General features: G+C 65.1%; 21 protein-coding genes. 5 read left to right on the forward strand and 16 right to left on the reverse strand.

Annotated features, from left to right (window positions below; all coding sequences use genetic code 11):
* Positions 1-13 precede the first annotated feature (13 nt).
* The 7 genes from AC1DVU_RS01730 to AC1DVU_RS01760 all read right to left on the reverse strand — a co-directional run bounded on the left by AC1DVU_RS01730 (position 14) and on the right by AC1DVU_RS01760 (position 7,655).
* Positions 14-1,363 (reverse strand): glutamine synthetase family protein, encoded by a 1,350-nt coding sequence (locus AC1DVU_RS01730; RefSeq protein WP_476920696.1) that lies wholly within the window; start codon positions 1,361-1,363, stop codon positions 14-16.
* Between the two features lie 67 nt (positions 1,364-1,430).
* Complete coding sequence (locus AC1DVU_RS01735; RefSeq protein ID WP_476920697.1) at positions 1,431-2,543, reverse strand: Rieske 2Fe-2S domain-containing protein; 1,113 nt, start codon at positions 2,541-2,543, stop codon at positions 1,431-1,433.
* A 16-nt stretch (positions 2,544-2,559) separates the two neighbouring features.
* A complete protein-coding gene (locus AC1DVU_RS01740) occupies positions 2,560-3,537 on the reverse strand; it encodes a PDR/VanB family oxidoreductase (protein WP_476920698.1) in 978 nt (325 codons plus the stop codon).
* A gap of 27 nt (positions 3,538-3,564) precedes the next feature.
* Positions 3,565-4,410, reverse strand: a complete 846-nt coding sequence (locus AC1DVU_RS01745) for a fumarylacetoacetate hydrolase family protein (RefSeq protein ID WP_476920699.1) — start codon at positions 4,408-4,410, stop codon at positions 3,565-3,567.
* Positions 4,407-5,357 (reverse strand): DODA-type extradiol aromatic ring-opening family dioxygenase, encoded by a 951-nt coding sequence (locus tag AC1DVU_RS01750; protein WP_476920700.1) that lies wholly within the window; start codon positions 5,355-5,357, stop codon positions 4,407-4,409. Before AC1DVU_RS01750 ends, AC1DVU_RS01745 begins: the two co-directional genes overlap by 4 nt.
* Positions 5,350-6,843 (reverse strand): aldehyde dehydrogenase, encoded by a 1,494-nt coding sequence (locus tag AC1DVU_RS01755; RefSeq protein WP_476920701.1) that lies wholly within the window; start codon positions 6,841-6,843, stop codon positions 5,350-5,352. Before AC1DVU_RS01755 ends, AC1DVU_RS01750 begins: the two co-directional genes overlap by 8 nt.
* Positions 6,840-7,655, reverse strand: coding sequence for an acetoacetate decarboxylase family protein (locus tag AC1DVU_RS01760; protein WP_476920702.1), 816 nt, complete (start codon positions 7,653-7,655; stop codon positions 6,840-6,842). The genes AC1DVU_RS01755 and AC1DVU_RS01760 overlap by 4 nt, the downstream gene beginning before the upstream one ends.
* Before the next feature lie 123 nt (positions 7,656-7,778).
* Here AC1DVU_RS01760 and AC1DVU_RS01765 point away from each other — a divergent pair, with 123 nt between their 5' ends.
* Positions 7,779-9,275 (forward strand): aldehyde dehydrogenase, encoded by a 1,497-nt coding sequence (locus AC1DVU_RS01765; protein ID WP_476920703.1) that lies wholly within the window; start codon positions 7,779-7,781, stop codon positions 9,273-9,275.
* Entirely contained in the window at positions 9,272-9,991 is a 720-nt protein-coding gene (locus AC1DVU_RS01770) for a gamma-glutamyl-gamma-aminobutyrate hydrolase family protein (RefSeq protein WP_476920704.1), read from the forward strand. The genes AC1DVU_RS01765 and AC1DVU_RS01770 overlap by 4 nt, the downstream gene beginning before the upstream one ends.
* On the opposite strand, the gene AC1DVU_RS01775 is transcribed toward AC1DVU_RS01770, so the two are convergent.
* Complete coding sequence (locus AC1DVU_RS01775; protein WP_476920705.1) at positions 9,972-10,556, reverse strand: MarR family winged helix-turn-helix transcriptional regulator; 585 nt, start codon at positions 10,554-10,556, stop codon at positions 9,972-9,974. The two genes, AC1DVU_RS01770 and AC1DVU_RS01775, sit on opposite strands and share 20 nt — an antisense overlap.
* 99 nt (positions 10,557-10,655) lie before the next feature.
* Here AC1DVU_RS01775 and AC1DVU_RS01780 point away from each other — a divergent pair, with 99 nt between their 5' ends.
* Positions 10,656-11,258, forward strand: coding sequence for a TetR/AcrR family transcriptional regulator (locus AC1DVU_RS01780; RefSeq protein WP_476920706.1), 603 nt, complete (start codon positions 10,656-10,658; stop codon positions 11,256-11,258).
* Positions 11,259-11,262: 4 nt separating this feature from the next.
* Here AC1DVU_RS01780 and AC1DVU_RS01785 read toward each other — a convergent pair whose 3' ends face one another.
* The 8 genes from AC1DVU_RS01785 to AC1DVU_RS01820 all read right to left on the reverse strand — a co-directional run bounded on the left by AC1DVU_RS01785 (position 11,263) and on the right by AC1DVU_RS01820 (position 21,248).
* Complete coding sequence (locus AC1DVU_RS01785) at positions 11,263-12,468, reverse strand: cytochrome P450 (protein ID WP_476920707.1); 1,206 nt, start codon at positions 12,466-12,468, stop codon at positions 11,263-11,265.
* Between the two features lie 25 nt (positions 12,469-12,493).
* Positions 12,494-13,975, reverse strand: coding sequence for an APC family permease (locus AC1DVU_RS01790; RefSeq protein WP_476920708.1), 1,482 nt, complete (start codon positions 13,973-13,975; stop codon positions 12,494-12,496).
* 66 nt (positions 13,976-14,041) lie between these two features.
* Entirely contained in the window at positions 14,042-14,926 is an 885-nt protein-coding gene (locus tag AC1DVU_RS01795) for a bifunctional methylenetetrahydrofolate dehydrogenase/methenyltetrahydrofolate cyclohydrolase (RefSeq protein ID WP_476920709.1), read from the reverse strand.
* Positions 14,923-15,768, reverse strand: coding sequence for a formyltetrahydrofolate deformylase (purU, locus tag AC1DVU_RS01800; RefSeq protein ID WP_476920710.1), 846 nt, complete (start codon positions 15,766-15,768; stop codon positions 14,923-14,925). Before purU ends, AC1DVU_RS01795 begins: the two co-directional genes overlap by 4 nt.
* Position 15,769: 1 nt before the next feature.
* Positions 15,770-16,876, reverse strand: a complete 1,107-nt coding sequence (locus AC1DVU_RS01805; RefSeq protein ID WP_476920711.1) for an aminomethyl transferase family protein — start codon at positions 16,874-16,876, stop codon at positions 15,770-15,772.
* A gap of 69 nt (positions 16,877-16,945) precedes the next feature.
* On the reverse strand, positions 16,946-19,099 hold the full coding sequence (locus tag AC1DVU_RS01810) for an oxidoreductase (protein WP_476920712.1): 2,154 nt from the start codon (positions 19,097-19,099) through the stop codon (positions 16,946-16,948).
* Positions 19,100-19,467: 368 nt separating this feature from the next.
* A complete protein-coding gene (locus AC1DVU_RS01815; RefSeq protein WP_476920713.1) occupies positions 19,468-19,839 on the reverse strand; it encodes a cupin domain-containing protein in 372 nt (123 codons plus the stop codon).
* Entirely contained in the window at positions 19,836-21,248 is a 1,413-nt protein-coding gene (locus tag AC1DVU_RS01820; RefSeq protein WP_476920714.1) for an NAD(P)/FAD-dependent oxidoreductase, read from the reverse strand. The genes AC1DVU_RS01815 and AC1DVU_RS01820 overlap by 4 nt, the downstream gene beginning before the upstream one ends.
* 144 nt (positions 21,249-21,392) lie before the next feature.
* Between AC1DVU_RS01820 and AC1DVU_RS01825 the strand changes: the two genes are divergently transcribed.
* Positions 21,393-23,063, forward strand: a complete 1,671-nt coding sequence (locus AC1DVU_RS01825; protein WP_476920715.1) for a CocE/NonD family hydrolase — start codon at positions 21,393-21,395, stop codon at positions 23,061-23,063.
* An 85-nt stretch (positions 23,064-23,148) separates the two neighbouring features.
* On the forward strand, positions 23,149-24,117 hold the full coding sequence (locus AC1DVU_RS01830; protein WP_476920716.1) for a quinone oxidoreductase family protein: 969 nt from the start codon (positions 23,149-23,151) through the stop codon (positions 24,115-24,117).
* The last annotated feature ends 6 nt before the right edge of the window (positions 24,118-24,123 follow it).

Consider the following 24,123-nt stretch of genomic DNA (forward strand, 5'->3'; position numbering starts at 1 on the left):
CATCGGAAGGTGTTCAGAGGTGGTAGGCGTACTCGCGCGATTCCCAGTCGGTCACCCAGCGGGAGAACCTTTCGAGCTCGTTGCGTTTGTAGGCGACGAAGGAGTTCACGAACGTGAGCCCCAAGATCTCCGTCAGTTCCTGGTCCGCCTCCAGTGCGTCCAGGGACGCACCGAGCGATGACGGAAGCCGCGGAGCCTTGGTCTCGTCGTAGCCGTAGCCCTCAAGAGGACTCCCGAGCTCCGCCTTCGACTTGATCCCCAGATATGCGGCAGCCAGCGTCGCCGCGATCGCAAGATAGGGGTTGGCTGTCGCGTCGCCGAGGCGGAGCTCAAGCCTGGACGCCATCCCCCGCTCGGGCGGGATCCGGACCATCGCGCTCCGGTTGTCCAGCCCCCAGTCGATCAGCCATGGCGCAAGGGTGTCGGGTCCGAATCGCTTGTAGGAGTTGATGGTCGGGTTGCACAGTGCCGCGATGGCTGGGGCGTGCTGCAGGACGCCGGCGATCGCGCTTCGTCCCGTGTCGGACAGGCCATGAGCGCCAAGGGGATCGTCGAACGCGGCGGCGCCGTCATCGGTGAGCGCCGAGAAGTGCAGGTGGAATCCGGAGCCACCCTCGTCGTTGAACGGCTTAGCCATGAAGGTGACGCTCTTCCCGGCGCGGCGCGCCAGCTCCTTGATCGCCGCCTTGAACCGGAACGCCCGATCCGCTGCGTCCAGCGCGGTCGAGTGCCAGAGGTTGATCTCGAACTGTCCACTCGAGAACTCGTGGTTGCCGGCCACCACCTCGAGGCCGTAGCCATCGAGCTGCCTGAGTGTGTCCAGGAGAAAGTTGTCGGGATCGCCCTTGCGCCCGGAGACATATACGTTTCCGGTGGCTTCGCCGTATCGTGACCATCCGGTCGGCGTGGACGGATCAGCATCCAGCACGAAGAACTCGAGCTCTGGTCCGAGAACCGGTGACAAGTCAAGCTCGGCGAACTTCTCCACCACGCGCCGCAGGACGTTGCGAGGGCTCTCCTGTGATGGCGTCCCGTCCGGATTGAAGACGTCGACGATGCAGTGTGCGACGCCGGGCTCCCACGGCATGGCGATCAAGGTCGCCAGGTCGGGTCGAGTAACTACGTCAGGCAGCCCGTCGGCCTGTCCGCCCTCGAAATCAACCACGTCCCCGCGGGGGGTCGTGCCGTACACGGAGCGGCAGAACGCCACCCCGCCGGCGGTTGTTCGGGCAAGGCGGCTCGTCAGCACATCCCGTCCGCGCTCCGAGCCGATGAAGTCGGAATAGCCGAGTCGAACCACGTCGATGTCTTGATCTCGAAGTCGCTGCTCTGCTGCGGCGAGACCCTCCAGGTCGTGCTGCACGGGCTGCTCCTGACGTGGGTGTGAATGAACGGTACGCGACAAACTTGCCATCTGTAAAGTTTCTCGGTCAGTCATCGCGACTCACACGTGCGCGAGTCCTCGTCGCGATCGACCCCAGAGGCGTCTCGCCCTGCTCGATCAGCATCGCGCGGATGATCCGACGCACTTCGAGGGCGGCCGCGTCAGCACTGACATGAACCTCACGCTCGAGGGGGTCGCGGTCGTTGCTGGACTGCAGGATCTCCAGGACGTCCTTGACGCGGGTGTAATAGCTCCGGAATGTCGCCTCGAGCTGTTGGCTCACCCGCGTGTCGTCAACCGCGAAATTGCGACTCAGCCGCCAGATCAATCCAGTGCTCCCCACTGCGCGAGGAGTGACCGCCTGGACGAAACGCAGGTGATAGAGCCCGGCCGGGACAGATTCCGAGTCAGCGACGCGGACGTCGAAGCTGTCGATCCAGAGACCTGGTCCGACGAACGAGCCTTCCTCGGTCTGAACGTGCTGCTCCTCGGGTGACACGCCCAGGAGGCCGGCGTGCCACGTGGCCAGTGGTGACCGTGGGAAGGACCTGATGTGCGTCACGGTTGTTTCGTTGAGCTTGACCTCGAGAGGCGGCGGTGAGTCGAGCAGGACGGCGGGCGCAATGTCCGGGGCTACAACGGGCACATGCGTGATGTCGGCGAAGTTCTCGTGCAGCAGGAGAAAGTTCGCCTCGACCTCATCCTCGCCCGCGACGGTTCTCCAGCTCGGATCCTCCAGCCACGGGAGCTCCGGTGGAGTACGTCCGTCCGACGCATTGGCGGATCCCGGCCACAGCCACACGAACCCGTTGAGCTCGACGACCGGAAAGGCGCGGACTTCGGCGCCGAATGGCACGTGCGACTGTGACGGGACGCGGATGCAGCGACCATCAGGAGCGTACGTGAACCCGTGGTAACCATCGACGATGTTGTCGCCGTCGACATGCCCGCGACTCAGCGGGTATCCGCGATGTGCGCACTTGTCGATCAACGCGACAGCAACTCCGCTCTCGGTCCTGTAGAGCACGATCGGCATGTCAGCCATCCGGCGGCGGATGGGAGTCCGGGTTACTGCCTCCGCTGCTGCAGCGACATACCAACAGTTGAGTGGAAATTGATCGAGTCGGTCACGCCGCGCACGTTCTGCTGAGCGAATCATGGTGAAGTCCCGTCTGTCAGAGGTCGAGGGTGAGCCGGCCGGAGGTGCAGCGGGAGACGCAGATCAACATGTACTCGTTCGACTCGCGCTCCTCGTCGGACAGGATCGAGTCGCGATGGTCCACGTCTCCGCTGATCACGCCGGTCTCGCACGTACCGCAGACGCCCTCGAAGCAGGACCCGAGCACGCTCACGCCGGCCTCCTGCACCACGTCGAACACGGACTGACCGGGCTCGACCGTGAGCGTCTTTCCAGATCGCTGCAGGACGACCTCGAACGCATCCTCTGGACCGTCGTCGTCGACCGCGGCCTTGGCCGCGAACCGCTCGACCTTCAACGAGCGCGAGCGATCCGGACGAGTGCTGACCACTGATTCGACGGCCTCCAGCAATTCTTCTGGACCGCAGCAGTAGATCAACGAGCCGTCGTCGTCCCCAACGGCTTCGGCAAGGTCGATCCGTCCCACTTCGTCGCTGGGCGCGATGCGTACCTTGTCGCCGAATTCGAGGAGCTCGTCGACGAACGCCATGGAGGCGATACTGCGTCCGCAGTAGGTCAGCGACCACTCGTCTCCGGCCGCTTGCACCTCCCTGATCATCGGCAGCAATGGCGTGATACCAATACCCCCCGCGATGAACCGGTAGGACGATGCACGCACGAGGGGGAAATGGTTGCGCGGTCCGCGGACTTTGAGGCGCGAGCCCGATTTCAGGCTCTCGTGGATCGATCGGGATCCACCTCTGCCGTCGTCGGAACGGAGCACCGCTACTCGCCATCGATGGGAGTCCCTGGGGTCACCGCAGAGCGAGTACTGGCGCGTGAGCCCGGACTCGAGCATCAGGTCGACGTGGGCGCCCGGCGTCCAGCGTGGCAGCGCGGATCCCGACGGATCGACCAGCGTCAATGCGAGCACGCCATCGGCTGCTGCATGAGCCTGATCGACCTCGAGCTCAAGCTCCACTTCTCGGACCACGGTCATCGTGTCAGTCGTCATCTGCGGGCCTCCAAGACCTGTCGCTTCTCAGCGCTGCGGCGCACGTTGGCCGCGGTGCTCCCAATCGCCGCCCAGTGCAGTCGAAAGCACTTCTTCACTTTCGGTCGGCTGGGCTCCGCAGTCCTCACGGACCGGAACAGGACCGGAGACGATGTGGTTCCGCAAGGTGCCCAGCCCTTCGACCTCGACCTCGACGATGTCCCCCGGGTACACCGTTCGCGACGTTGCCGGCGTCCCCGAGAGGAGCACGTCGCCCGGGAACAGCGTGATGGTCCGCGCGATGTCGGCCACCAGGTAGTTCATGTCCCACTTCATCTCGGACGTGTTGCCGTCCTGCTTGACCTCCCCGTTGACCAACGTCCGAATGCGCTTGTCGTGGAAGTCCCAGTCGTCGATGAGGCCGGGGCCAAGCGGGCACAGGGTGTCGGATCCCTTGACGCGCAGCATCGATCCAGCGTCAGTGTCCCGGAAGTCGTGCAACCCGTAGTCGTTGGCGATCGTGTAGCCCGCGATGTGGTCCCCCGCCTCGTCCGGGCTCACGTTGCGCGTCGTCTTGCCGATGACGATGGCGATCTCGCCCTCGAAGTTCAACCACTTGCATCGCTCGGGACGCACGACGGCACCGTCATGGGCGTTGAGCGCCGAAGTCGGCTTGTGGAAGTAGGTCGGTGCGTCCGGCAGCCCGATCCCGAACTCGGCGACCCTGCTCTCGTAGTTGAGATGGACAGCGACGATCTTGGAAGGCACGACGGGGGGCAGGTGGGTTGCCTCCTCGATGGCGACGGTTCGACCATCGGGAGCTCGGAGCTCCTCCCCCACTCGTACGGTCTGGACGACGTTGCCGTCGAGAAGGATTCTTCTGAACTCGGTCATGCGGGATCTCCTGCTGTCAGTGGGAAGTAGCGGGCATCGGCCTCGGTCAGCTCGGTGCGGCGGGGCGCCGGAAAGCCAGCTGCGGGCCGGTCGAACCACAGGTGGACCTGGCCCGTGCCGATCGAGTTCTCGTACTCGCCATACATGCGGGACGGCGCAGTGCAGTCGCCTTCGCCGAGGGCGCCGATCATCATCAGGTAGTGCCCGAAGCGCGCCTCGGGCCGGAAACGGTAGAACTCCGGCATCGTGTCGAGCACCTGCCGGTGGTCACCTGCCGCGAGCCACTCCAGTCGTACGCGGTCGGCTTCTGCGGCTTCTGGGGTGAAGATGTGGTCGACGCCGGCGGACTCGTGCTGGCGGAGCTCGCGCAGCGGCCAGAACGTGTGCGACATCGCTCCGGAAGCGATCAGGAGCACACGTCGGTCTGACGCACGAATCGCGTCACCCAAGGCCCGGCCCAGTCGGAGATTGTCCTCGGTGTCCGCGGTCTGGCAGACCCCGATCGAGACCCATCGCTTGTCGGGCAGCCCCTGTCCCAGGAACTCCCAGAGATTCGTCGTCGCGTAGAAGATCGGCAGGTGGTCGTCGTCGATCGCCGTGATCCACGTGCCGTGCTCAGCACCCCTCGCCGCGATCGCATGGGCGAGCTCTGGATCGCCTGCGAAGTCGTACGGCCGCCGGCACATGCCGCGCGGCAGCTCCTCGGACGTGAAGAGTCCGGCCCGCCTGTTCTGCGCTGTGACGACGAACTCGACTGTCGTCGCCCAGTGCGAGTCGAGGACCACGACAGTGTCGTAGTCGAGCACGTCGAAGACCTCGGCGCGAAGTTCCTCGAGCCCCGAGACGAGCGTCGAGTCCTGGCCGTGGTTGAGCTCGCGTCGTGTGGCCTCAGGCAGGACGATGGTCGGTACGTGCGCCAGCAGACCGGCGCCGACGATGTCACCCATGATGTTCTCCCGTGGTCGATGTGTCCGTGCGCCAGCCCTCGGGTGAGAACACGGTGTTCTTGATGTCGGAATAGAACTCGAACGACCAGTCGCCGCCTTCTCGGCCGATCCCGGACCGTCCTGAGCCGCCGAACGGCGCACCGAGATCGCGTACGAAGAAGCAGTTGACCCACACGGTGCCGGCGACCAGGGCAGAACTGACTCGTTCAGCCCTGACGGGATCCCCGGTCACGAGTGTCGCGGCCAGGCCGAAACGGCTGTCGTTGGCCATGCTGATGGCCTGCTCCTCGGTGCGGAACGTCTGGATCGTCAGGACCGGCCCGAACACTTCTTCGGTCAGGATCTCGCTGCCCGGTTCGGCATCGACCAGCACCGTCGGCTGGTAGTACAGACCACCGAGCTCTGCATTGGGTCCACCGCCGACCAACGCCTTCGCGCCCGACTCCAGGGCTCGACTGACGAAACCGTCAACCTTCTCGAAGTGCGATCGCGTGATGAGACAGCTCATGTCAGTCTTCTCGTCGCGAGGATCACCCTGGACGATGTCGCGGGTACGGCGCGTCACCTCTTCGACAAAGGAGTACGCGATGGTTTCCTCCACGAGGATCCGGAACGCACCGAGACACACCTGCCCGGAGTTGTCGAACTGCTCGACAGCGAGACCGACGGCAAGGTCGAAGTCTGCGTCGGCGAACACCACCAGAGGCGACTTGCCACCCAGCTCGTACGACAACGGGACGATGTTGGCTGCCGCAGCTCGCGAGATGACGCCAGCGGTGGGCACCGAGCCGGTGAACGCCAGCCGGTTGATGTCCGGGTGCGCAGTCAGAGGCGCACCCGCCTCGACGCCTGCCCCCTGGACGACGTTGAGCACCCCGGCCGGCAACCCCGCTTCATGGGCAATGTCCGCCAAGAGGGATGCCGTCAGCGGCGCCCACTCCGGGGGCTTCAGCACCACGGTGTTGCCCGCGGCAAGGGCGGGGCCGATGCGCCAAGTGGCGAGCATCAGCGGAGCGTTCCACGGTGTGATGACCGCGACGACTCCGGCCGGATCGTACGTGACGCGCTGCCGGTGTCCGCGGATGCTGCCCTCCGGACGGCCGAGCGTCTGGAGATGGTCGGCGAAGTGCCGGAAGTTCATGGCCACCCGCGGCATGACGCCTCGCCGGTGCGACCTCAGGAGGGCGCCGTTGTCAGCGGTCTCGACCTGCGCGAGGTCCTCGGCGCGGGCGTCGATGCCGTCGGCAACCCGGTGCAGGATCGCTGCCCGCTCACCGATCGGCATCGAGGCCCAGGCGGGGAACGCCGATCGAGCGGCAGCCACCGCGCGATCGACCTCGCCAGGTCCACCACTGTGCACGTGCGCGAGGACGGTCTCATCGATCGGAGAGACATCCTCGAACGTCTCGGCGGACGCCACACGTTCGCCGTCGATCCAGTGCCGAAGGTCGACCTGGACACCAGCCACTGTTGCCTGGGTCGTCATGCGGGCGCCCCGACCGTGGGACGGCTGTGGATCAGCTCGCCACCGTCCCAGACGACGCCGACCTGACGGTAGTACCCGCCGATGATCTCTCGCGGCGCGAGCCGATCGAGCTCCTCCGTGGGGGACGCGAAGAGCTCGAAATGGTCGACGTCTGCCGCCCATGCTGGTCCCGCCTCGAATTCCTTGGCGCCGGTACTGATGATCTCGTCCAAGGAGAACGCGCTCGGGTCGGCGATGTCCGTGACCAAGCGATCGTGCGCCATCTTGTGCCCGTTCACGAAGCCGTTCGTCTCGGTCTCGCGCGTCAACGTGATCCTGGCCTCCGCGAGTCGGCGGTCTGACGCGGCAAGCGACGCGCCGAAGACGCCTCCCGCAGCGATGCGGGGCGCGGGACCGAACGGATGTGGCCGCGTCTGATGGATCGAGCCCAGCTTCTTCGGATAGCCCTGATAGGCGCCGCGAGCGATGGCGAAATCGGTGTCGACCCAGATGTAGACGCAACGGCTGTACGTGCGTCCCTCGAACTGGCATCTCACCACGACGAACGCTTCCTTGTACTGGCCGCGGACCGGGTCGGCCAGCTCAGCGCGATCGGTCGCGCAGGACTGCCAGTCAGCCCAGATGAACGCCACGGCCCCCGGGTCCTCGTCTGCGAGGGCCAGCGGCTCGGGCAGCAACTCGGCGACGCGATCCGGATCGACCCGGAACTCGATCGTCAACAGGTCGCCGGAGTAGTGCCATGGCGGGGCCGGGAGAAGTGACGCCTTGCCGGTCGCAGTACGCGGACCGTAGAAACCAGTCAAACGGCTCACGACGCCACCTCTTCCCTCGTTCGGTTCCGAACGGTATTGTCCATATCGAGCAACCTATGCGGATGGATAGTTTTCGTCAACCCCTTCCGCCTAAGTCCGAAGCCCACGAGTCAGGGAGCCGTCATGACGACCACCACCGAGTCCGCAGTTGACTGGATCGGGCGCGCCGCCACGATCCGCGTCCCCGAGCGCATGATCATCAATGGGCAGGACGTCGACGCAGCAAGCGGCACGTCCACGGCGATCTTCTCCCCACGCGACCGACACATCGTGGCGACGGTGCCGGACGCCGGCACGGCGGACGTCGACCGCGCCGTCGAGGCAGCCCGGACTGCGTTCGACGCGGGCGCCTGGTCGAGAATGCCCCCACTGCAGCGCAAGCGCGTCTTGCAAACGTTCTCCGACCTGGTTGAGGCGCATCGCGATGAGCTGGCGCTCCTCATCGCCCTCGAGATGGGCAAGCCGGTGGAGATCGCCCGCGACATCGAGATGAAGACCACCGTGGCCTGCTATCGCTGGTACGCGGAGTTCGCCGACAAGATGAACGGCGAGTCACCCGACACGGGTGAGGGTGCGTTGGCACTCATCACACGGGAGCCAGTCGGCGTTGTCGGCGTCGTCACTCCTTGGAACTTCCCCATGACTCTTGCCGCATGGAAGATCGCTCCAGCACTCGCCGCTGGAAACTCGGTCGTCGTCAAGCCGTCCGAGCTGTCGCCGCTGTCGATGTTGCGCATCGCCGAGCTTGCTCGCCAAGCCGGACTGCCGGACGGCGTCCTGAACGTCGTCACCGGCAACGGTCCAACCGCCGGTCGGGCACTTGGCTCGCATCCTGATGTCGACGTGCTCGCCTTCACTGGATCGACCACCGTGGGTCGGGAATTCTTGCGATACTCAGCCGACTCCAACCTCAAGAACGTGTGGCTGGAGCTGGGCGGCAAGTCCCCGAGCGTCGTGCTGCCCGATGCTGACCTCGAAGCGGCCGCCGACGTGATCGCGGGGAACATCTTCTTCAACAGCGGTCAGATGTGCACTGCGCCGTCGCGACTGATCGTCCACGCCGACGTCGCGGCTGATCTCACGGCGGCGATCGTCGACCGTGCCGCCAAGAACGTGATCGGAGATCCACTGCTGCCGGGCACCACGATGGGTCCGCTCGTGAGCGAGCAACGCCTCAGATCGGTCGAGCGCTACGTCGAGCAAGCAGCTGTCGAAGGCGTCGCGATAGCCACCGGTGGCTGTCGTGTCGCGCCCACCGGCGCAGGCGCCTACTATGCACCGACTGTGCTCACCAACGTCGACCCACAGTCCGCTGTGGCACGCGAGGAGATCTTCGGTCCGGTGCTGTCCGTCCTGGTCGCGTCCGACGTCGAGCAGGCGGTCCGACTCGCAAACGACTCCGACTACGGGCTGGGCGCGTCGGTCTGGACCAGGAATGTCAGCACTGCGCACCGAGTCGCCCGACGCCTCCGGGCCGGGACAGTGTGGGTCAACTGCTACGAGGAAGGCGACATGACCGTCCCGTTCGGCGGATACAAGCAGAGCGGAAACGGCCGGGACAAGTCAGCGCATGCCCTCGACAAGTACACCGAGCTGAAGACCACCTGGATTGCGTTGTGACCACCCGGCCGCTGATCGCGATCCCGAGCCGGTTCTCGAGCTCCGCGTCAGCCCTGCGCTATGCCGCCGAAGTTGGCGCCGCCGCTCTGCTCGAAGCGGTGTACGAGGCCGGTGGCGAACCCTTGCTCGTCCATCCGGCGCGACCGTCTGACGACGGGTCGGAAATCGCCCACCGGATGCGCTTCGCCGACGGAGTGCTCCTGCCCGGTGGAGGGGACGTCGCGGCCAGCCACTACGGCGCCGAGCACCACGAGGCGCTGTATGACGTCGACGAGGTGCAGGATGCCTTCGACTTCGCCATCGCTCGCTGGGCATGGGCCGACCACGTGCCGCTGCTCGCGATCTGTCGCGGGCTCCAGGTGGTGAACGTGTCGCTCGGCGGCACCTTGGAGCAGGACATGAAGGATCATCACCGACACGTCGTGTCAGAGCTCTCGTTGAGCACGAACACCCGCCTCCACAGCGTGACGGGAAACGACACCGCGACGATCAGCTGCTTTCACCACCAATCGATCGCACGGCTCGGCGAAGGGCTGGTCGTCGCCGCCCGAACCAGCGAAGGCGTCATCGAGGCGGTCGAGGCGGTCGACTCAGCCGGTTGGTTCCTCGGCGTCCAGTGGCACCCGGAAGACACCGCCGCAGCCGATGTCTCGCAGGCAAACCTCTTCGCAGCGCTGGTCGAGGCGGCCGTCGAGTTCAGGATGTCTCGGGTTTGAGCTGCTTGCCCGCGCGTCGCTCTTCACCTTCGTCTTCCAGGAGTCCATGGATCACGCGAAGGGCGTCAGTCAGCTGTTGCTGTTGACGACTCGACAGCCGGGACACGATGAACGACTCCTCCTCGTTGAACTGAAGGTAGAGGGTCGAGATCAGCTCACGCCCGCTGTCGGTGAGCTCGACAAGCACCAGTCGGCCTTCACTCTCATGCGGTCGTCGCACGAGGAGCCCCTTGTTCTCCAGCGTGCTGAGGACTCCGCTGAGGGTGCTCCTGTTGACGTTGACCTCATCAGCGAGGTGGCGAGTCTGCATCTCGCCCCAGATCCACAGCACCCACAGCGTGACGAAGCCCGTCCACGTCAGCCCTGTCTTGCGCAGGATCCCCTGCTCGAAGTGGTTCCGCATACGAGCCGCGACGCGATAGAGGTTCGACACAAGAGTCATGGCCTGGATGTCGACGCCGAGACCGGCCACCTGTTTCGCGGCGAGCATCTCTGACATCGTCCTGCCGGTTCGGTCCTCGACCTGACTTCCAAGACGCTTCATCCCGGCTGAGGTTCGTGTCATGTCGACAGCATAGTCATTCGCTACCGCACAATCTGGTCGACCGCTCGCGCGCACGCCGATCACGTCCCCGATAGGCTGTCCATGAGGATAGGAGTCAGGGTGCCCGAGCTCAGGACTGAGAACACGGACAAGCCAAAAGCACGTCCTGCCTACGGCGAGGGACGCGAGGCCCTGTTGCGCGCGGCGGTCCACGTCGTGGCGAACCGAGGCCTGCGCAACCTCACGTTCCGCGCTGTCGCGGCAGAGGCAGGCATGACCCACGGCTTGGTCCGGCACCACTTCGGAACCCGTGACGCGCTGATCGAGGCCGCGCTCGAGCACTCGGTCCTGACCAGCATGGAGTCAGGGGCCTTGGAGCCCGGCACAGGCGAGATGGCTGACTTCTCCGCGGGTCTGGCCGCCGCGGTGACGAAGGAGCCCGACACCCAGGCATTCCAGTACGAGCTGATGCTTGAAGCGCGCCGGACGCCGGCCCTCTCGCACCTGACGGAGAAGGTCTACAGCAGCTATCGCGAAGCGACGCGCCGTGAGCTCCTCGCACTCGGTCTCGGCGACGACACCGCCCTGACCGACCTGGTGTTCGCGGCCCTGGACGGGCTGGTGTTCGATCAGCTGACCCACGGCCTGGACGAAGGCCGCGCGGAGCGGGCGATCGAGCGCCTACGCGAGATCCTCACCGGTTTGCGAAGCGCAGGAACATGATCATTCATCTGGTGGTCGACAGCGGAAGCGACTGCAGGCACCGGTAGACGTTCCCGGCCCGCCAGGCGATCTCCTCGGCCGGGACTCCGAGGTGAATCGGGCGTCGCACCAGCTCCTGGAACACCTCCATGCTGACCATGCGGGCCAACGGGTGTCCCGCGCAATGGTGGTTGCCGCCGCCAAAGCTGGCAATGCGGGGCTCGGCCGGACGATCAACGATGAGGCGGTCGGGGTCGGGGAATGCCAGCTCGTCGCGGTTGGCAGATCCCAGCAGCAGCTGCAGGGACTGGCCCGCCGCAAGTGCATGCCCGTTGACTTCGCACGCCTCCCTGACTGTTCGGAGGGTCGACTGCAGCGGGGTGTCGTAGCGGAGCAGCTCCTGCTGGACCGCTGCCCCACCATCGTCGTCCGTCCGAAGCCTGGTGACGAGGTCGGGATTGGTCAGCAGATGGAAGATCCCGCTGGCGATGAAACAATGAGTCTCCTCATACCCCGCCCCGTACATGAAATGGACGTTCGCCAGCAACTCGTACTCCGTGACGTCGTCAGAACCGTCCGCGACCTGCACCATCGTGCTGATGAGATCATCCCCCGGTCGGGCCCGTCTCGCCTCGACCTGAGCCTCGAAGAAGGTGTCGATCTCGGCGACCGCGGCATTGGCGGCATCCACCATCTCCGGGGTTGGCGTGGCCTCGAACAGGACGGCCGCCACGTCCGCGGTCAACGCCGCCAAGCGAGGGCGCTCCTCGGCCGAGATCCCCATCAGCTGACAGATCACGCGGGAGGGAACCTCGAAGGCAAGGTCCTGGAGCCCCTCGCCTGCCCCGACTCGCTCCAAGGTGTCGAACGCTTCGGACACGATCGTCTTGGTGCGTTCCCTGAGCAGCTCGACCTTTCGCGGCATGAACGCCGGTCCGATCAGGCGTCGCAGCGCCGCATGACGAGGGTCGTTCATGGACAGCAACCAAGAACCGATGTTGCTCGCAAACGCTCCAGCGCCTGTCCGGCTCTCGACCCCTGCGATCGGGTCATCCTCGTATCCGATTGCCTTGTCCGCGAGAAGAGCCATGACGTCGGCGTGCCGACTCACCACCGTGTACCCGTCGGGGTGATCGAACCACGGCGCTTCGTGACGGAGCTGCTGGTACGCCGGGTAGGGGTCCGTCAGCGTCGTCGCGTCCCGCGTCGTCCAGGTCAGTTCGGTGGTCATGCCATCTCCTCAATCGCTAGGAAGTTCAGCCGGGCAGGTCGGACTCGAGAGCTCGCTCATCGGCCGGCCGACCAGCGCCGCGATTCATCGCGACCCCGATCATGAACGCCACCGGCACGGTCGCAATCAACCACGCTGCAGTCGTGCCGGAGCCACCGATGAGGGTCTTGAAGTTGAGCAGCACCAGGACCAGCGCTCCGGTCACCAGGACGACTGTCACTGCCGGCGCGACCAGCGTCGGCCAAGCGCGGCGATCGACTCCGGTACGCCTGAAGTAGACAATCACCGAGACCGAGGTGAGAACGTACAGCCCGAGCAGTGCCACAACCGCCACGCCGCTGAACCAGGAGAACAGCGTCAGGACAGGATCCTTGGACAAGATCGCGAAGGGAAGGACAAGGACCGCCGCGACTGCGGTCTGGACACGGCCGGCGATGTGGGGAGCGCCGTGACGGTTGACTGTGCTCAGCGCACTAGGCACCGACCCGTGGTGAGCCAGCGAGTACAAGTACCGGTTCAGAGCGTTGTGGAAAGCCAGGATTCCAGCAAGCAATGAGCTGGCCAGGAGGAAGCCGAGGACATCGCTTGTCCACGCGCCCAGCTTGTCACCGACGGGTGCGAACAGGAACGTCGTCGCATCTCCGGACTCGAGCGCCTTGCCGGCCGCGCCCTGCACGCCTGAGGCGCCGTAGTAGGACACGAGCATCCACGTCACGAACGCGAAGAAGATTGCGATCACGCCCACAGACACATACGTCGCCCGTGCCACAGTGCGCTCAGGGTCCTTGGCCTCCTCGGCATAGATGGCTGTCGACTCGAAACCAAACATCGACGCGACCGCGAACATGATCGCCACGCCCGGGGCCCCGTAGAGAACCGCAGACGGCGAGAAGCTGTCGGTCAGTCCCATGCCCTCAGGACCGCCGCCACTGAAGAGCACTGCCAAGGCGAACGCCAGCAGGATCGCCATTTCGGCTGCCACGAGAACGGCGAGGAACTTCGCCCCGATCTCGATGTTGAGGGCACCGAGCGCCATGACCGCCACCATCGTGACAACTGCGGCAACCCACCAGTCCACCGAGATGCTGGTGTACTCACCGAAGAGGAAACTCACGGTGACCCCATAGAGCCCGTACATCGCCGCCTGGACTGTGCTGTACGACCACAGGGCCAGGACTGCCGAGCCGGTCCCCATCGGGCGCCCGAGTCCCTCACCGATGTAGGCGTAGAACGCGCCTGCATCCTTCACGTGCCGGCTCATGGCAATGAATCCGACGGCGAAGATGGTGATCATGATGCCGACCAGAAGGTAGGCGCCCGGTGCGCCTGCCCCGTTGCCGAGAGCCACGGTGAGTGGCGAGGCGCCCGCGATGCCTGTCAAGGGAGCCTGCGCGGACAGCACGAAGAACAAGATGCCGAACACGCCGAGGGCCTCTGGTCGAAGTCGGCGCGACTTCTTGTCGTGCCCGGATGAGGCTGAGCTGGATGGCTGAGTCGAGGCGGTCATGCGATCTCCAATGTGGAAGTGAACAACGGGTGTGACGCAACTCATTCGGTGCCGAATGGAAGGAGATTAATCCAATTGGATAGTTGTGTCAATGGATTCCGCCGCTGCTTTGCGCTCGGCCTCCTCGACAACGTTCAGGAGCAACATCGCGCGGGTCATCGGACCGACGCCGCCAGGCATCGGTGCGATCCACGCGGCGACGTCACGGACGGAATGATGCACATCCCCTACCAGTCCCGCGTCCGTCCGCGTGATCGCGACATCGACGACGGTCGCTCCCGGCCGGATCATGTCCGCCGTGAGCATTCCCGGCACACCCGCTGCCGCCACCACGATGTCGGACGACCTCGTCAACGCCGCCACGTCTCGCGTGCCGGTGTGGGTCAGCACCACGGTTGCGTTCTCCTGCCTTCTGGACAGCAGCAGTCCCAATGGCCGGCCCACCGTGACGCCGCGACCGACGACACAGACCTGGGCACCCTCGATAGGCACCTCGTGTCGGCGCAACAGCTCGACGATCCCTCGTGGCGTGCACGGCAATGGACCGGGCGCTCCGAGGACGAGACGGCCGAGATTGAGCGGATGCAGGCCGTCGGCGTCCTTGCGCGGATCCATCCGCTCCAAGACGGCGTGAGCGTCCAGCCCGCTCGGGAGGGGCAGCTGGACGATGTAGCCGGTGCAAGCAGGATCAGAGTTCAGCTGGTCGACAGCCCTGGTGACATCGCGTTCGGTAGCCGCGGCAGGCAGGTCGACGCGGATCGACTCGATGCCCACCTCGCCGCAGTCCCGGTGCTTCCCGGTCACGTAGGCGTGACTACCTGGGTCGTCACCAACCAGAACGGTCCCAAGACCCGGGACCACGCCTCGGCGCCTCAACGCCTCGACACGGCTGGACATCTCCTGCTTGATCGCGGCCGCTGTCGTCTTGCCGTCCAAGATCTGAGCACTCATGCGAAGACGACCGTTCGCTGCCCTAGCAGCAAGATGCGGTCCTCAGAGAAGTTGCGGACTGCCCGTGAGAGGACGACGCGCTCCACATCGCGACCGCGTCTGACGAACTCCTCGACCGGTTCCTGATGCCCCACGCGTACGACGTCCTGCTCGATGATGGGTCCTTCGTCAAGGTCCGCCGTGACGAAGTGCGCTGTCGCCCCGATGAGCTTGACGCCGCGCTCGTGCGCCTGGTGGTAGGGCTTCGCGCCCTTGAAACCCGGCAAGAAGGAGTGGTGGATGTTGATGCATCGCCCGGCAAGAGCGCGACAGAGATCGTCGCTCAAGATCTGCATGTAGCGAGCCAGCACCACCAGATCAACATCCAGGTCCGCGACGAGGCGAAGGATCGATGCCTCGGCCGCGGCCTTGGTGTCGCGGGTGACGGGCACATGGATGAACGGGATGCCATGAGCCTCGACCTCCGATCGCAGGTCCTCGTGGTTCGAGACAACCGCGGGTATGTCGACGAGCAGCTCACCCGTTCTCCACCTGTAGAGGAGATCGTTCAGGCAGTGGTCGAACTTCGAGACCATGATCAACACACGACGTCGCTTGCTCACCGGCCGCACGGAGATCATCGGGTCCAGTGGCGCCACCCTGGTCGCAATCGTGTCGCGCACCGTCTCACCCGGTTCGAGCGACGTGTCGATCGTCATGCGGAGACAGAATTGCGACGTCTCGAGGTCAGAGAACTGGGCGCTCTCGACGATGTTCCCACCGATCGCCGACACCCCTTCGGTGACCGATCGGATGATGCCGGGCTGATCGTCGCACCGCAGTGTCAGGACGTAGCGCTCCATGTCAGCTCCTGACCCGAAGACGATCGGGATCGAACGCCGGAGTGCGGTGAACCAGCGCCGTGTGACCTGCAACGACCACCTTGGTCCCGATCTTCGCGGCGTCCTTGTGCACCCGCGCCAATGCCAGCGTGTTGCCGCCCATCACGGGAGACGGCACACCCATCGTCACGAAGCCGAGGTCCTGATCGTCGATCGTCACCCGAGACCCGTCCACGTCGCCAACGTCCCTGTCGAACGCCAAGGAGACGACGCGCCCCGTGACTGCTTCTCGCGCCGCGAGCAATGCGTCTCTGCCGACGAAATCGCCCTTCTCGAGGTCGATCGCCCACCCCATGCGGCATTCGAACGGCGAGACGGTGTTGTCGTACTCGAGCTCGCCCATGATCATCCCTGCCTCGACACGACACATCATGAGGGCGGCGGCGGAGGCCGACGCGATGCCGAACTCAGCGCCTGCAGCGAAGACTGCGTCCCAGAGCTCTTCTGCTCGGTCGACCGGGACCATGATCTCGTATCCGAGCTCGGCGGTGAATCCCATGCGGTTGACATGCGCCTCGATCCCAGCGACCTGCATGTCGGGAACGAACGTGTAATAGGGGAACGCGTCGTTGGAGACGTCCGCGGCCGTCAGCTTCGCGAGCACCTCTCTGCTTCGCGGACCTTGGAGGGACAGCACCGCAAGCGTGTCCCGCACCTCTTCGAGCGTCGTCCCCGTCGGCGCTCGCTCCTCGAGCATCCGCGCCGTCTGCGGATTGCCGCCGATCACCCGGACGTGGTCGTTCGCGAGCACGACAGCCGTGACGTCGTCGACCATCATTCCGCGCTCGTCGACCACGACGCCGTACGCGATCCGCCGGGCGCCCAGCTTGCGTACGTTGCGGGAGAACACGGCATCCGCAGCGTCGATGGCTCCCGGGCCGCGAAGATCCCACTTGTACAACATGGAGAACTCGAGAGCTGCGACCCGGTTGCGAATCGCTGTGTACTCCTCGACCGGGTCACTGATGAAGGCCGGGACCGCGAAGCCGTAGATGTCGATCCATTCGACGACATCGCTGGGAAACCTGGATGAGAACGGTGTGGGTGTGAGCCCTTGGGGGATCGGCATGACTGTCCTTCGTTGTGCGGGTCGGGGCAATCCATCCATCTGGACGGCTGCGATTGGAGACCTCGTCGGTCAAAGTGGGAGGAGTGGCAGGAGCGTTTTCGCACCAAGCTGGAAGTCGTCTTCTGTGCTGGCCAGCAGGCGTCGCTCACGAATGAACGGCAGCGGCGTATCGGGATCCGGGGAATCGATCTCGCGCGCGAGGCGATGAGCGGAGAACACCGCTTGGGCGATCATTCCCGGCGTGTGGGCGTCGCCAATGAGATGGAGCTGACTGACTCCCGCTGCGGCCCGGCCGTCCTCGTCGTCGAGCAGCTGGTCGTACACGTCGCAGTGGGAGTAGCGATGCGTGACCAGCACCATGGAATCGGCCTCGACGACGCGTTCCGCGCCACTCCAGGCATGGATCAGCCCGACTTTGCCGGGTTCGAACGAAAGGGCGACCTGCTGGGACAGGACCTCAACTCCGAGCTCAACGAGCCGCTGGTACATCCGCTGTTCCTCGAGCGTGTTCCGCAGGTAGGGGCCGAGATTGTCAAAGTGAGTGATGTAGGTGACCTTGCGTCCTTGGAGCGCCAGGAACTCCGCGACCGTGCAGCCCATGTGATAGCCATCGCTGTCGACCACGGCCACGTGGCTGCCGAGCTGCTTGCCCTCGATGACGAGCTGCTCCGGAGTGGCGACCTCCGGCATCGATGAGTTCGCTCCTTCGATCGTGTTGTGGAGTGATCCGTTGATGCCGTCCCCAGACCAGCGAGACCCCGTGGCGTTGATGATGATCTCCGCTCCGTAGTCCAAGGCACCTGCGGCGTCGAGGCTCACGTTCGGGATGAATTCGACGTTCGGGAGCTTGCTGATCTGCCGCTCGCGGTACTCCGTCACGCGTCGCCAGGCGGCCAGCCCGGGCATCGTCGTCATCCACGTCAGGTGTCCACCAAGCTCGGCCGACGCGTCCACGAGGTGCACGGCATCGAAGCCGCGCTTGCCGAGAACCGTCGCGGCCTCCATGCCTGCCGGACCGGCGCCGATGATCAGGACTGGCTTTTGCTTGTTGGCTGCTTCGGAGAACTTCTCCGGGTGCCAGCCACGGCGGTACTCCTCGCCGCTGGTCGCATTCTGGGTGCACCAGATCGGCGGGCCGCCCATCTCCCACCGCGAGACGCACACGTTGCAGCCGATGCACTCGCGGATGTCCTCCAGCTGGCCCAGCTCGATCTTCTTGGGCAGGAACGGATCGGCGATCGACGGCCGAGCAGCGCCGATGATGTCGCACTGTCCTGAGTTGATGACGTTGACCATGACGTCGGGATCGGTGAATCGGCCAACGTTGATCACCGGCTTGGTCGCCACCTCCTTGGCCACGCGCGTGTATTCCGCCTCATGGTTCGTGTCGAAGAACCGGCTGGAGCCGGCATCCTCTCCCCAGTTCAAGGTGCCGATGTTGATGTCCCAGTAGTCGACCAGGTCATCGAAGGCAGCGATGAAGTCCTTGCCTTCCTCGTGGGCCCTCACGCCGCCATCGCCGTAGCCGTACGGCTCCTCGAGCGTGTCGATGACGAAGCGCATCCCGATCGCACAGTCGTCGATCTCCGAGCGGACGTCCTCCAGCACTTCCCGGGTGAACCTTGTCCTGTTCTCGAAGGAACCGCCGTACTCGTCGGTACGGCGGTTGTAGAACGGGTACAAAAAGAAGATCGGGAACGTCCCCAGGCCCGCATAGAACGTCAACAGATCGAACCCGGCGTCCCGTGCGCGCTTGAAGCCCTCCACGTGCAGGCGGCGAAGGTCCCGAATCTCCCGCTTGCTCATCGCACGACCGTTCGCCATGTGATTGATGTCGTTCGGCAGCTGCGAGACCGTCAGGCCACCAGCGCGCGTCTCCGCATTGTTGGCAAGTCCGCCCGAGTGCACCAACTCGACACCCGCGAGCGAACCATGCTCGTGGATGGAGTCACACATCTGTGCCAGGTTCCGCACGTCGCCGGCGTCCCACAGCTTCGAGGCCACCCAGGGCATGATGTCGCCGCCCGGTGCGATCGAGCAGACTTCGGTGAACACCGCTCCCCAGCCGCCTTCGGCTTTCATCCCCCGGAATGCCGCCTGGAACCCGGGCCGATCCGAGCCGGCGCCGTTGCAATGCGGGACCTGCCAGAAGCGGTTCCGCAACGTCTTGGGACCGAGCTGGATCGGGTCGAACAGAACGTCATACCGGGATTCGCGGGCCATGGGGATCACACCTTTGGACGGTCGGCGGGGCACGCCGATGCACGGGTGTCCAGAATTATCCAATTGGCAAGTTCTGTCAATGGTGGGCCGCGTTTACCCGATCGACCGGACGAGATACACATCCGGTCGGGGGCCCGATCCAGATCGACGAGCGGAGGGTGCAGCGTTGACATTTCCCTACGCTCGCGCCCCACTTCGAGAGCGGTGCCCTGCGCCCCGTCGTTCCCGCTCGCCGCGGGCCACGCAGGCGCACCTGACCCTCGAGGACTGCCGGACCACCAGCAACGTCGGGCTAATTTCCACGGGGACATCAAGATTTCGTTGAGCCGCTTGTCAGTAGCGAGCGCGTCAGACGAGTCCACTCGGATTCACGTCGAGACGACTTGTGGCAGAGCCACATAGACCTTTCGCAGAGTCTCGTAGATGACCCACGTCGTGCGATCTCCGACCTTGAGGAGCACGACCGTTCCAGGAGCCATGAGAATGGCCGAGCCGTCCGCGAACTCCACCCTCCCGCGACCAGACAGGACGACGAATATCTCATCCACCTCGATGTCAGTCGCCACTCCGGAGGTGATCTCCCAGATCCCCACCTCGACACGTTCATCGGAGTGCAACGGAGCGAGCGCAGTCGTCGGGTCGCCGGCCACGACGTTCTCCGCATCCAAGGCTGAGTGCTCCAGCGCGAGCTGCTGCGCGTCCTCGACCAGCAAGGCGGCCGATGCCCGATCCGATGTCACGAGTCGAACCCTAGTCCCAGGCGATCCAGGGTCCGCAACAAGAAGTTGCGTCGGCCCTCGCGGTGATCGGCGCGATCCAGTGACCATTTGGTTGCCTCAATGCCGATCTTGGCGAGTGGTTCGGGTGGGAACGGCAGCGGCTTCTTGCGCACCATCTCCAGCTGCGTCCTCGGCGTCGCCCGACCGGCCAGACGATCGAGCATCACCTCGGCGGCGAAGCGGGTCGCGCTCACGCCAAGGCCGGTGAACCCTGCGGCGTACGCGACCCGACCTTGGCGGGCCAGGCCGTGGAAGGCGCAGAACTGCGTCGAGGCGTCGACGGCACCGGCCCATCGGTGACTGAACCGCACGCCCTCGAGCTGCGGGAACGTGGTCAGGAAGTGCGAGGCGAGCCGCTCGTACGTCACCGGGCGATCCTCGTACTGCGACCGCACCCTGCGCCCGGCGTGATAGACAGCGTCGTAGCCGCCATAGAGGATCCGATTGTCGGCGGTCGGCCGCGAGTAGTGGAACTGGTTGGCCAGGTCCGTCAGGCCTTGGCGGTTGCGCCAGCCGATCTGGGTCATCTGCTCGGACGTGAGTGGTTCCGTCATCAGCACGTAGTCATACACCGGCACCGTCATGAGTCGGGTACGCCGCAGAAGAGGTCGGAAGACATTGGTGCACAGGGCAATCCGCTCGCTGACGACAGCCCCGCGGGCGGTCCGCACTCGGATTGGACCTCGACGGGTCGACTCGAGTCCGGTGACACCAGAATGCTCGTGGATCTCCACGCCAAGCTCGGCTGCCGCCCGGGCCAGCTCTTTCGCCAGCTTGCCGGGATGGACGAGAGCGCAGTCATCGGTCTTCCACCGGCCGGCGAGGAAGATCGGGCTGTTGATCTCCGCCTTCACCGCCGCCTCGTCAAGCCAGACCCCGTCCTCCGCGTCCTCGAGCCAACGCACCTGGTGCGGCTCATACGCCACGGCCAACCCGCCTGTCCGCTCGAGCTCTGCGTCAAGACCCAGGTCCTTGACGTCCAGCTCGAAGGCGTCGAGGTTGTCGCGACCCAGGCGATCCAGCGTGTCGTACTCGTCAGGCCACCGGGATCGCCCGTTCTCGTCGCCGTGGGTGAGGCTTGCTTCGGCGAAGCCGCCGTTGCGACCCGATGCTGCCCAGCCGATCTGCTCGGCCTCCAACAGGACTACGCGCTGAGCTGGGTTGCGTCGCTTCGCCAGCACCGCAGTCCACAAGCCGGTGTAGCCGCCGCCGACTATCGTCAAATCTGCACGGGTCTCACCGCGCAGTTGCTCGTAGGTCTCCGACTCGATCCCGTCGAGCCAGTACACCGACTGCGCCGACGCTCCGAGCGCGTGCGCGACGGCCGCCGAGTTGGCCGGTAGCCGTTCGAATACTGTCTCGTGCTTCACAAGCGGGTCCCTCCAAGAACCTGAGCGGTCATCTGCATGATGAAAGCAGGTAGTACCGCGGGTGTTTTACAAAGACTAGCGAGCCACAGCGTTTTGCGTAACACTTGTTGTATTAATGCTGTTGCGCCGTCCGAGGAGCTACCGATGACGTTCGAGATCGTCGAGACGATGACGTCCGAGGAGCCGTCTCCTGCCGCGACGGAGTTCATGGTGCAGACCCGGGACGGGGTCGAGCTCGCGACGGATGTGTACCTGCCTGAAGGCGAGGGACCGTTCCCGTCGATCATCGTTCGGACGCCATATGACAAGTCCAGTCGCTACACCGGGCTGCGGTTCGAGGCCGAGTACTTCAACAGCCGCGGCTACGCGTTCGTCGCTCAGGACGTCCGGGGAAAGTTCCGATCCACGGGCGCGACGGTCCCCTACGAGTTCGATGTCGCCGACAGCCGGGACACCCTCGAATGGATCACCCAGCAGGCATGGTCGGACGGAACAGCCGGCGCGGTGGGCGCCTCCTACTACGGCTTCGCGTGCTGGGCCGCAGTCGCGAGCGGACACCCTGCGCTGAAGGCAGCCGTCCCTCAGGTCACCGGGATCGACATGGGTGCCCGCCACGTGGCATCGCGGTGGTCGCTCGACAACCCCGCGAACATCTCCTTGCAGGACTTGATCCAGATCTGGACCAACAACGACGGCTACCTCATCGACATCGACTGGGGCTCCGCCGACGTCCTCGCCCTCCTCGACCAGGCACGACAGCAGTTCGGAACGTCCATCGGCGTCGAGGCGCTCATCGAAGGGACGCACCACCAGGGATGGAACAACCCGTACGGCGACCGCAATCCATGGCACACAACCAGCGTGCCGATCCTGCACTGGCAGAACTACTACGACCCTGGCCTGGCTCCCGAGGGCTTCCGGGACTGGCGCCACTTTCGCAGCCTGACCGGCAGCCGCCACTTGCACTACCTGCGTGTCGGCTCCGCTGACCACGGAGGCTTCAAGCTCGAGGACGTCGACGCAGGCGACGCCAAGAACCCGTACCTCGACGACGACACCCTCATGGACAAGATTCGCGAGGAGTGCGGCGAGATGGCCGACTTCTTCGACGAGCACGTGAAGGGCCAGATCCCGTCAACTCCCCGGCCGCGGGCGCGCTGGCACCTCGGTCATGTCGGCTGGCAGCACTCCTCCGAATGGCCGCCGCTGTCCGCTCCCAGCACGTTCCATCTCGTGCAGGACGGGTCGGGCCCGCACCAACTCGCCATCGGCCCGGACGCTGAGCCGAGCGCGCTCTCATGGACCCACGACCCGCTCGACCCGGTGCCGTCCAGCACCGACATCGAGACGTTCTGGTACCTGCTCGCTGGCTATCCCGACGAGCGGGATCTTGCTGAGCGCGCCGACGTTCTCACCTTCCGTACAGCACCACTCGAGGCGCCCCTCGACTTCGCCGGCCAGCCAGAGCTCAACGTACGGCTCGAGTACGCCAGTACGAGCACGCACGTGTTCGCGAAGCTGCAGGACGTCGATCCGGATGGCAAGACCCGGCCGATCTCGTGGGGCCGCGCCGTGCTCAGTGAGCCCTATGGCACCGACGTCCGACTTCTCCTCGACGACAATGCCTACCGTCTGCAGGCCGGTCATCGCCTGCAGCTGCAGATTGCGACCAGCGACTTCCCCTACTTCCTGGTGCATCCCGGGACCGAGGATTCCCCGTGGAGGGCAAGGACCAAGGTCGCCGTTGAGCAGAAGCTGCTCTTGGGCGGCGCGCACCTGGCGACCCTCACCTTGCCAGTCATCACCGTCGACTGATGCGACACCGCCCCAACGCTCCGGCGAGCACCCGAACCCACTTCTTTGAACTTGGCCATCCAACCGCACACACCCAGGAGTGCCCGTGAAAGCCGCCGTCTACGACGCACCCGGCCCGCCCGACGTTCTCACATACGCGACCGTCGCCGATCCGGTCCCCGGCCCAGATCAGGTGCTCGTAAGAGTTCACGCGATCGGGCTGCAAGGCGGCGACGTTCGCGCGCGTGCCGCCGATGAAGTCCCTTCCCCTCAGCACGTGGTGGGCTATCAGGTTGCGGGCGTGATCGAGGCAGTCGGATCAGGCGTCACAGATCGCACCATCGGGCAGCGTGTCGCCGCGATCATGCTGAACGGATCCCACGCCGAACGCGCCGTCGCTGATTCGAGCTGGACGTGGGTACTTCCCGAAAGCATGGACTTCGACACCGCCGCTGCCGTTGCCGTGGAGTTCGGGACTGCGCACGAGACTCTCTTCGAGTTCGGCGGGCTCACGGCCGGTCAGACAGTTCTCGTCCAGGCGGGCTCCGGAGGGTTCGGCCTGGCGGCGATACAGCTGGCGAAGGCGGCCGGTGCAACGGTGATCTCAACGGCATCCTCGCCGGAACGCCTGGAACGACTCTCCGGATACGGCGTCGACCACGGCATCGACTACACGAAGGTCGACACCGTCTCCGAAGTCATGCGGATCACCAATGGCAGGGGCGTGGATCTCGCGATCGACCCGGTCGGCGGCCCCGCCTTGGCCGCTTGCATCGAGGCGGTGGCATACCGCGGGACGGTCGTGTTCATCGGGACAATGGGCGGCGACGAGTCCGCCCCCGATCTCATCCCGCTGCTCCTGAAGAACGCGAGCCTGCGCGGCTACTACCTCGTCGAGGAGCTGGTACGGGACAACGATCGCGCCACTGCCATCATCGCCGAGCAGCTCGACCGGGTGTTCTCGGGAGAGTTCACAGCCGTGCTGGACCGCACCTTCCCTCTCGCCGAAGCGGCGGAGGCGCACCGCCGGGTTGAAAGTCGCGAGGCATTCGGGCGCGTCATCATCAAGCCCTAGGCAGGC

The organism is Aeromicrobium sp. P2_G6 (assembly GCF_056403535.1).

Bases quoted from the DNA above. Each gene is read 5' to 3' on its own strand.
- AC1DVU_RS01735 (WP_476920697.1), bottom strand. From the start codon at position 2,543: ATGATTCGCTCAGCAGAACGTGCGCGGCGTGACCGACTCGATCAATTT.
- AC1DVU_RS01740 (WP_476920698.1), bottom strand. From the start codon at position 3,537: ATGACGACTGACACGATGACCGTGGTCCGAGAAGTGGAGCTTGAGCTC.
- AC1DVU_RS01745 (WP_476920699.1), bottom strand. From the start codon at position 4,410: ATGACCGAGTTCAGAAGAATCCTTCTCGACGGCAACGTCGTCCAGACC.
- AC1DVU_RS01750 (WP_476920700.1), bottom strand. From the start codon at position 5,357: ATGGGTGACATCGTCGGCGCCGGTCTGCTGGCGCACGTACCGACCATC.
- AC1DVU_RS01755 (WP_476920701.1), bottom strand. From the start codon at position 6,843: ATGACGACCCAGGCAACAGTGGCTGGTGTCCAGGTCGACCTTCGGCAC.
- AC1DVU_RS01765 (WP_476920703.1), top strand. From the start codon at position 7,779: ATGACGACCACCACCGAGTCCGCAGTTGACTGGATCGGGCGCGCCGCC.
- AC1DVU_RS01775 (WP_476920705.1), bottom strand. From the start codon at position 10,556: ATGACACGAACCTCAGCCGGGATGAAGCGTCTTGGAAGTCAGGTCGAG.
- AC1DVU_RS01785 (WP_476920707.1), bottom strand. From the start codon at position 12,468: ATGACCACCGAACTGACCTGGACGACGCGGGACGCGACGACGCTGACG.
- AC1DVU_RS01790 (WP_476920708.1), bottom strand. From the start codon at position 13,975: ATGACCGCCTCGACTCAGCCATCCAGCTCAGCCTCATCCGGGCACGAC.
- AC1DVU_RS01795 (WP_476920709.1), bottom strand. From the start codon at position 14,926: ATGAGTGCTCAGATCTTGGACGGCAAGACGACAGCGGCCGCGATCAAG.
- purU (WP_476920710.1), bottom strand. From the start codon at position 15,768: ATGGAGCGCTACGTCCTGACACTGCGGTGCGACGATCAGCCCGGCATC.
- AC1DVU_RS01805 (WP_476920711.1), bottom strand. From the start codon at position 16,876: ATGCCGATCCCCCAAGGGCTCACACCCACACCGTTCTCATCCAGGTTT.
- AC1DVU_RS01810 (WP_476920712.1), bottom strand. From the start codon at position 19,099: ATGGCCCGCGAATCCCGGTATGACGTTCTGTTCGACCCGATCCAGCTC.
- AC1DVU_RS01825 (WP_476920715.1), top strand. From the start codon at position 21,393: ATGACGTTCGAGATCGTCGAGACGATGACGTCCGAGGAGCCGTCTCCT.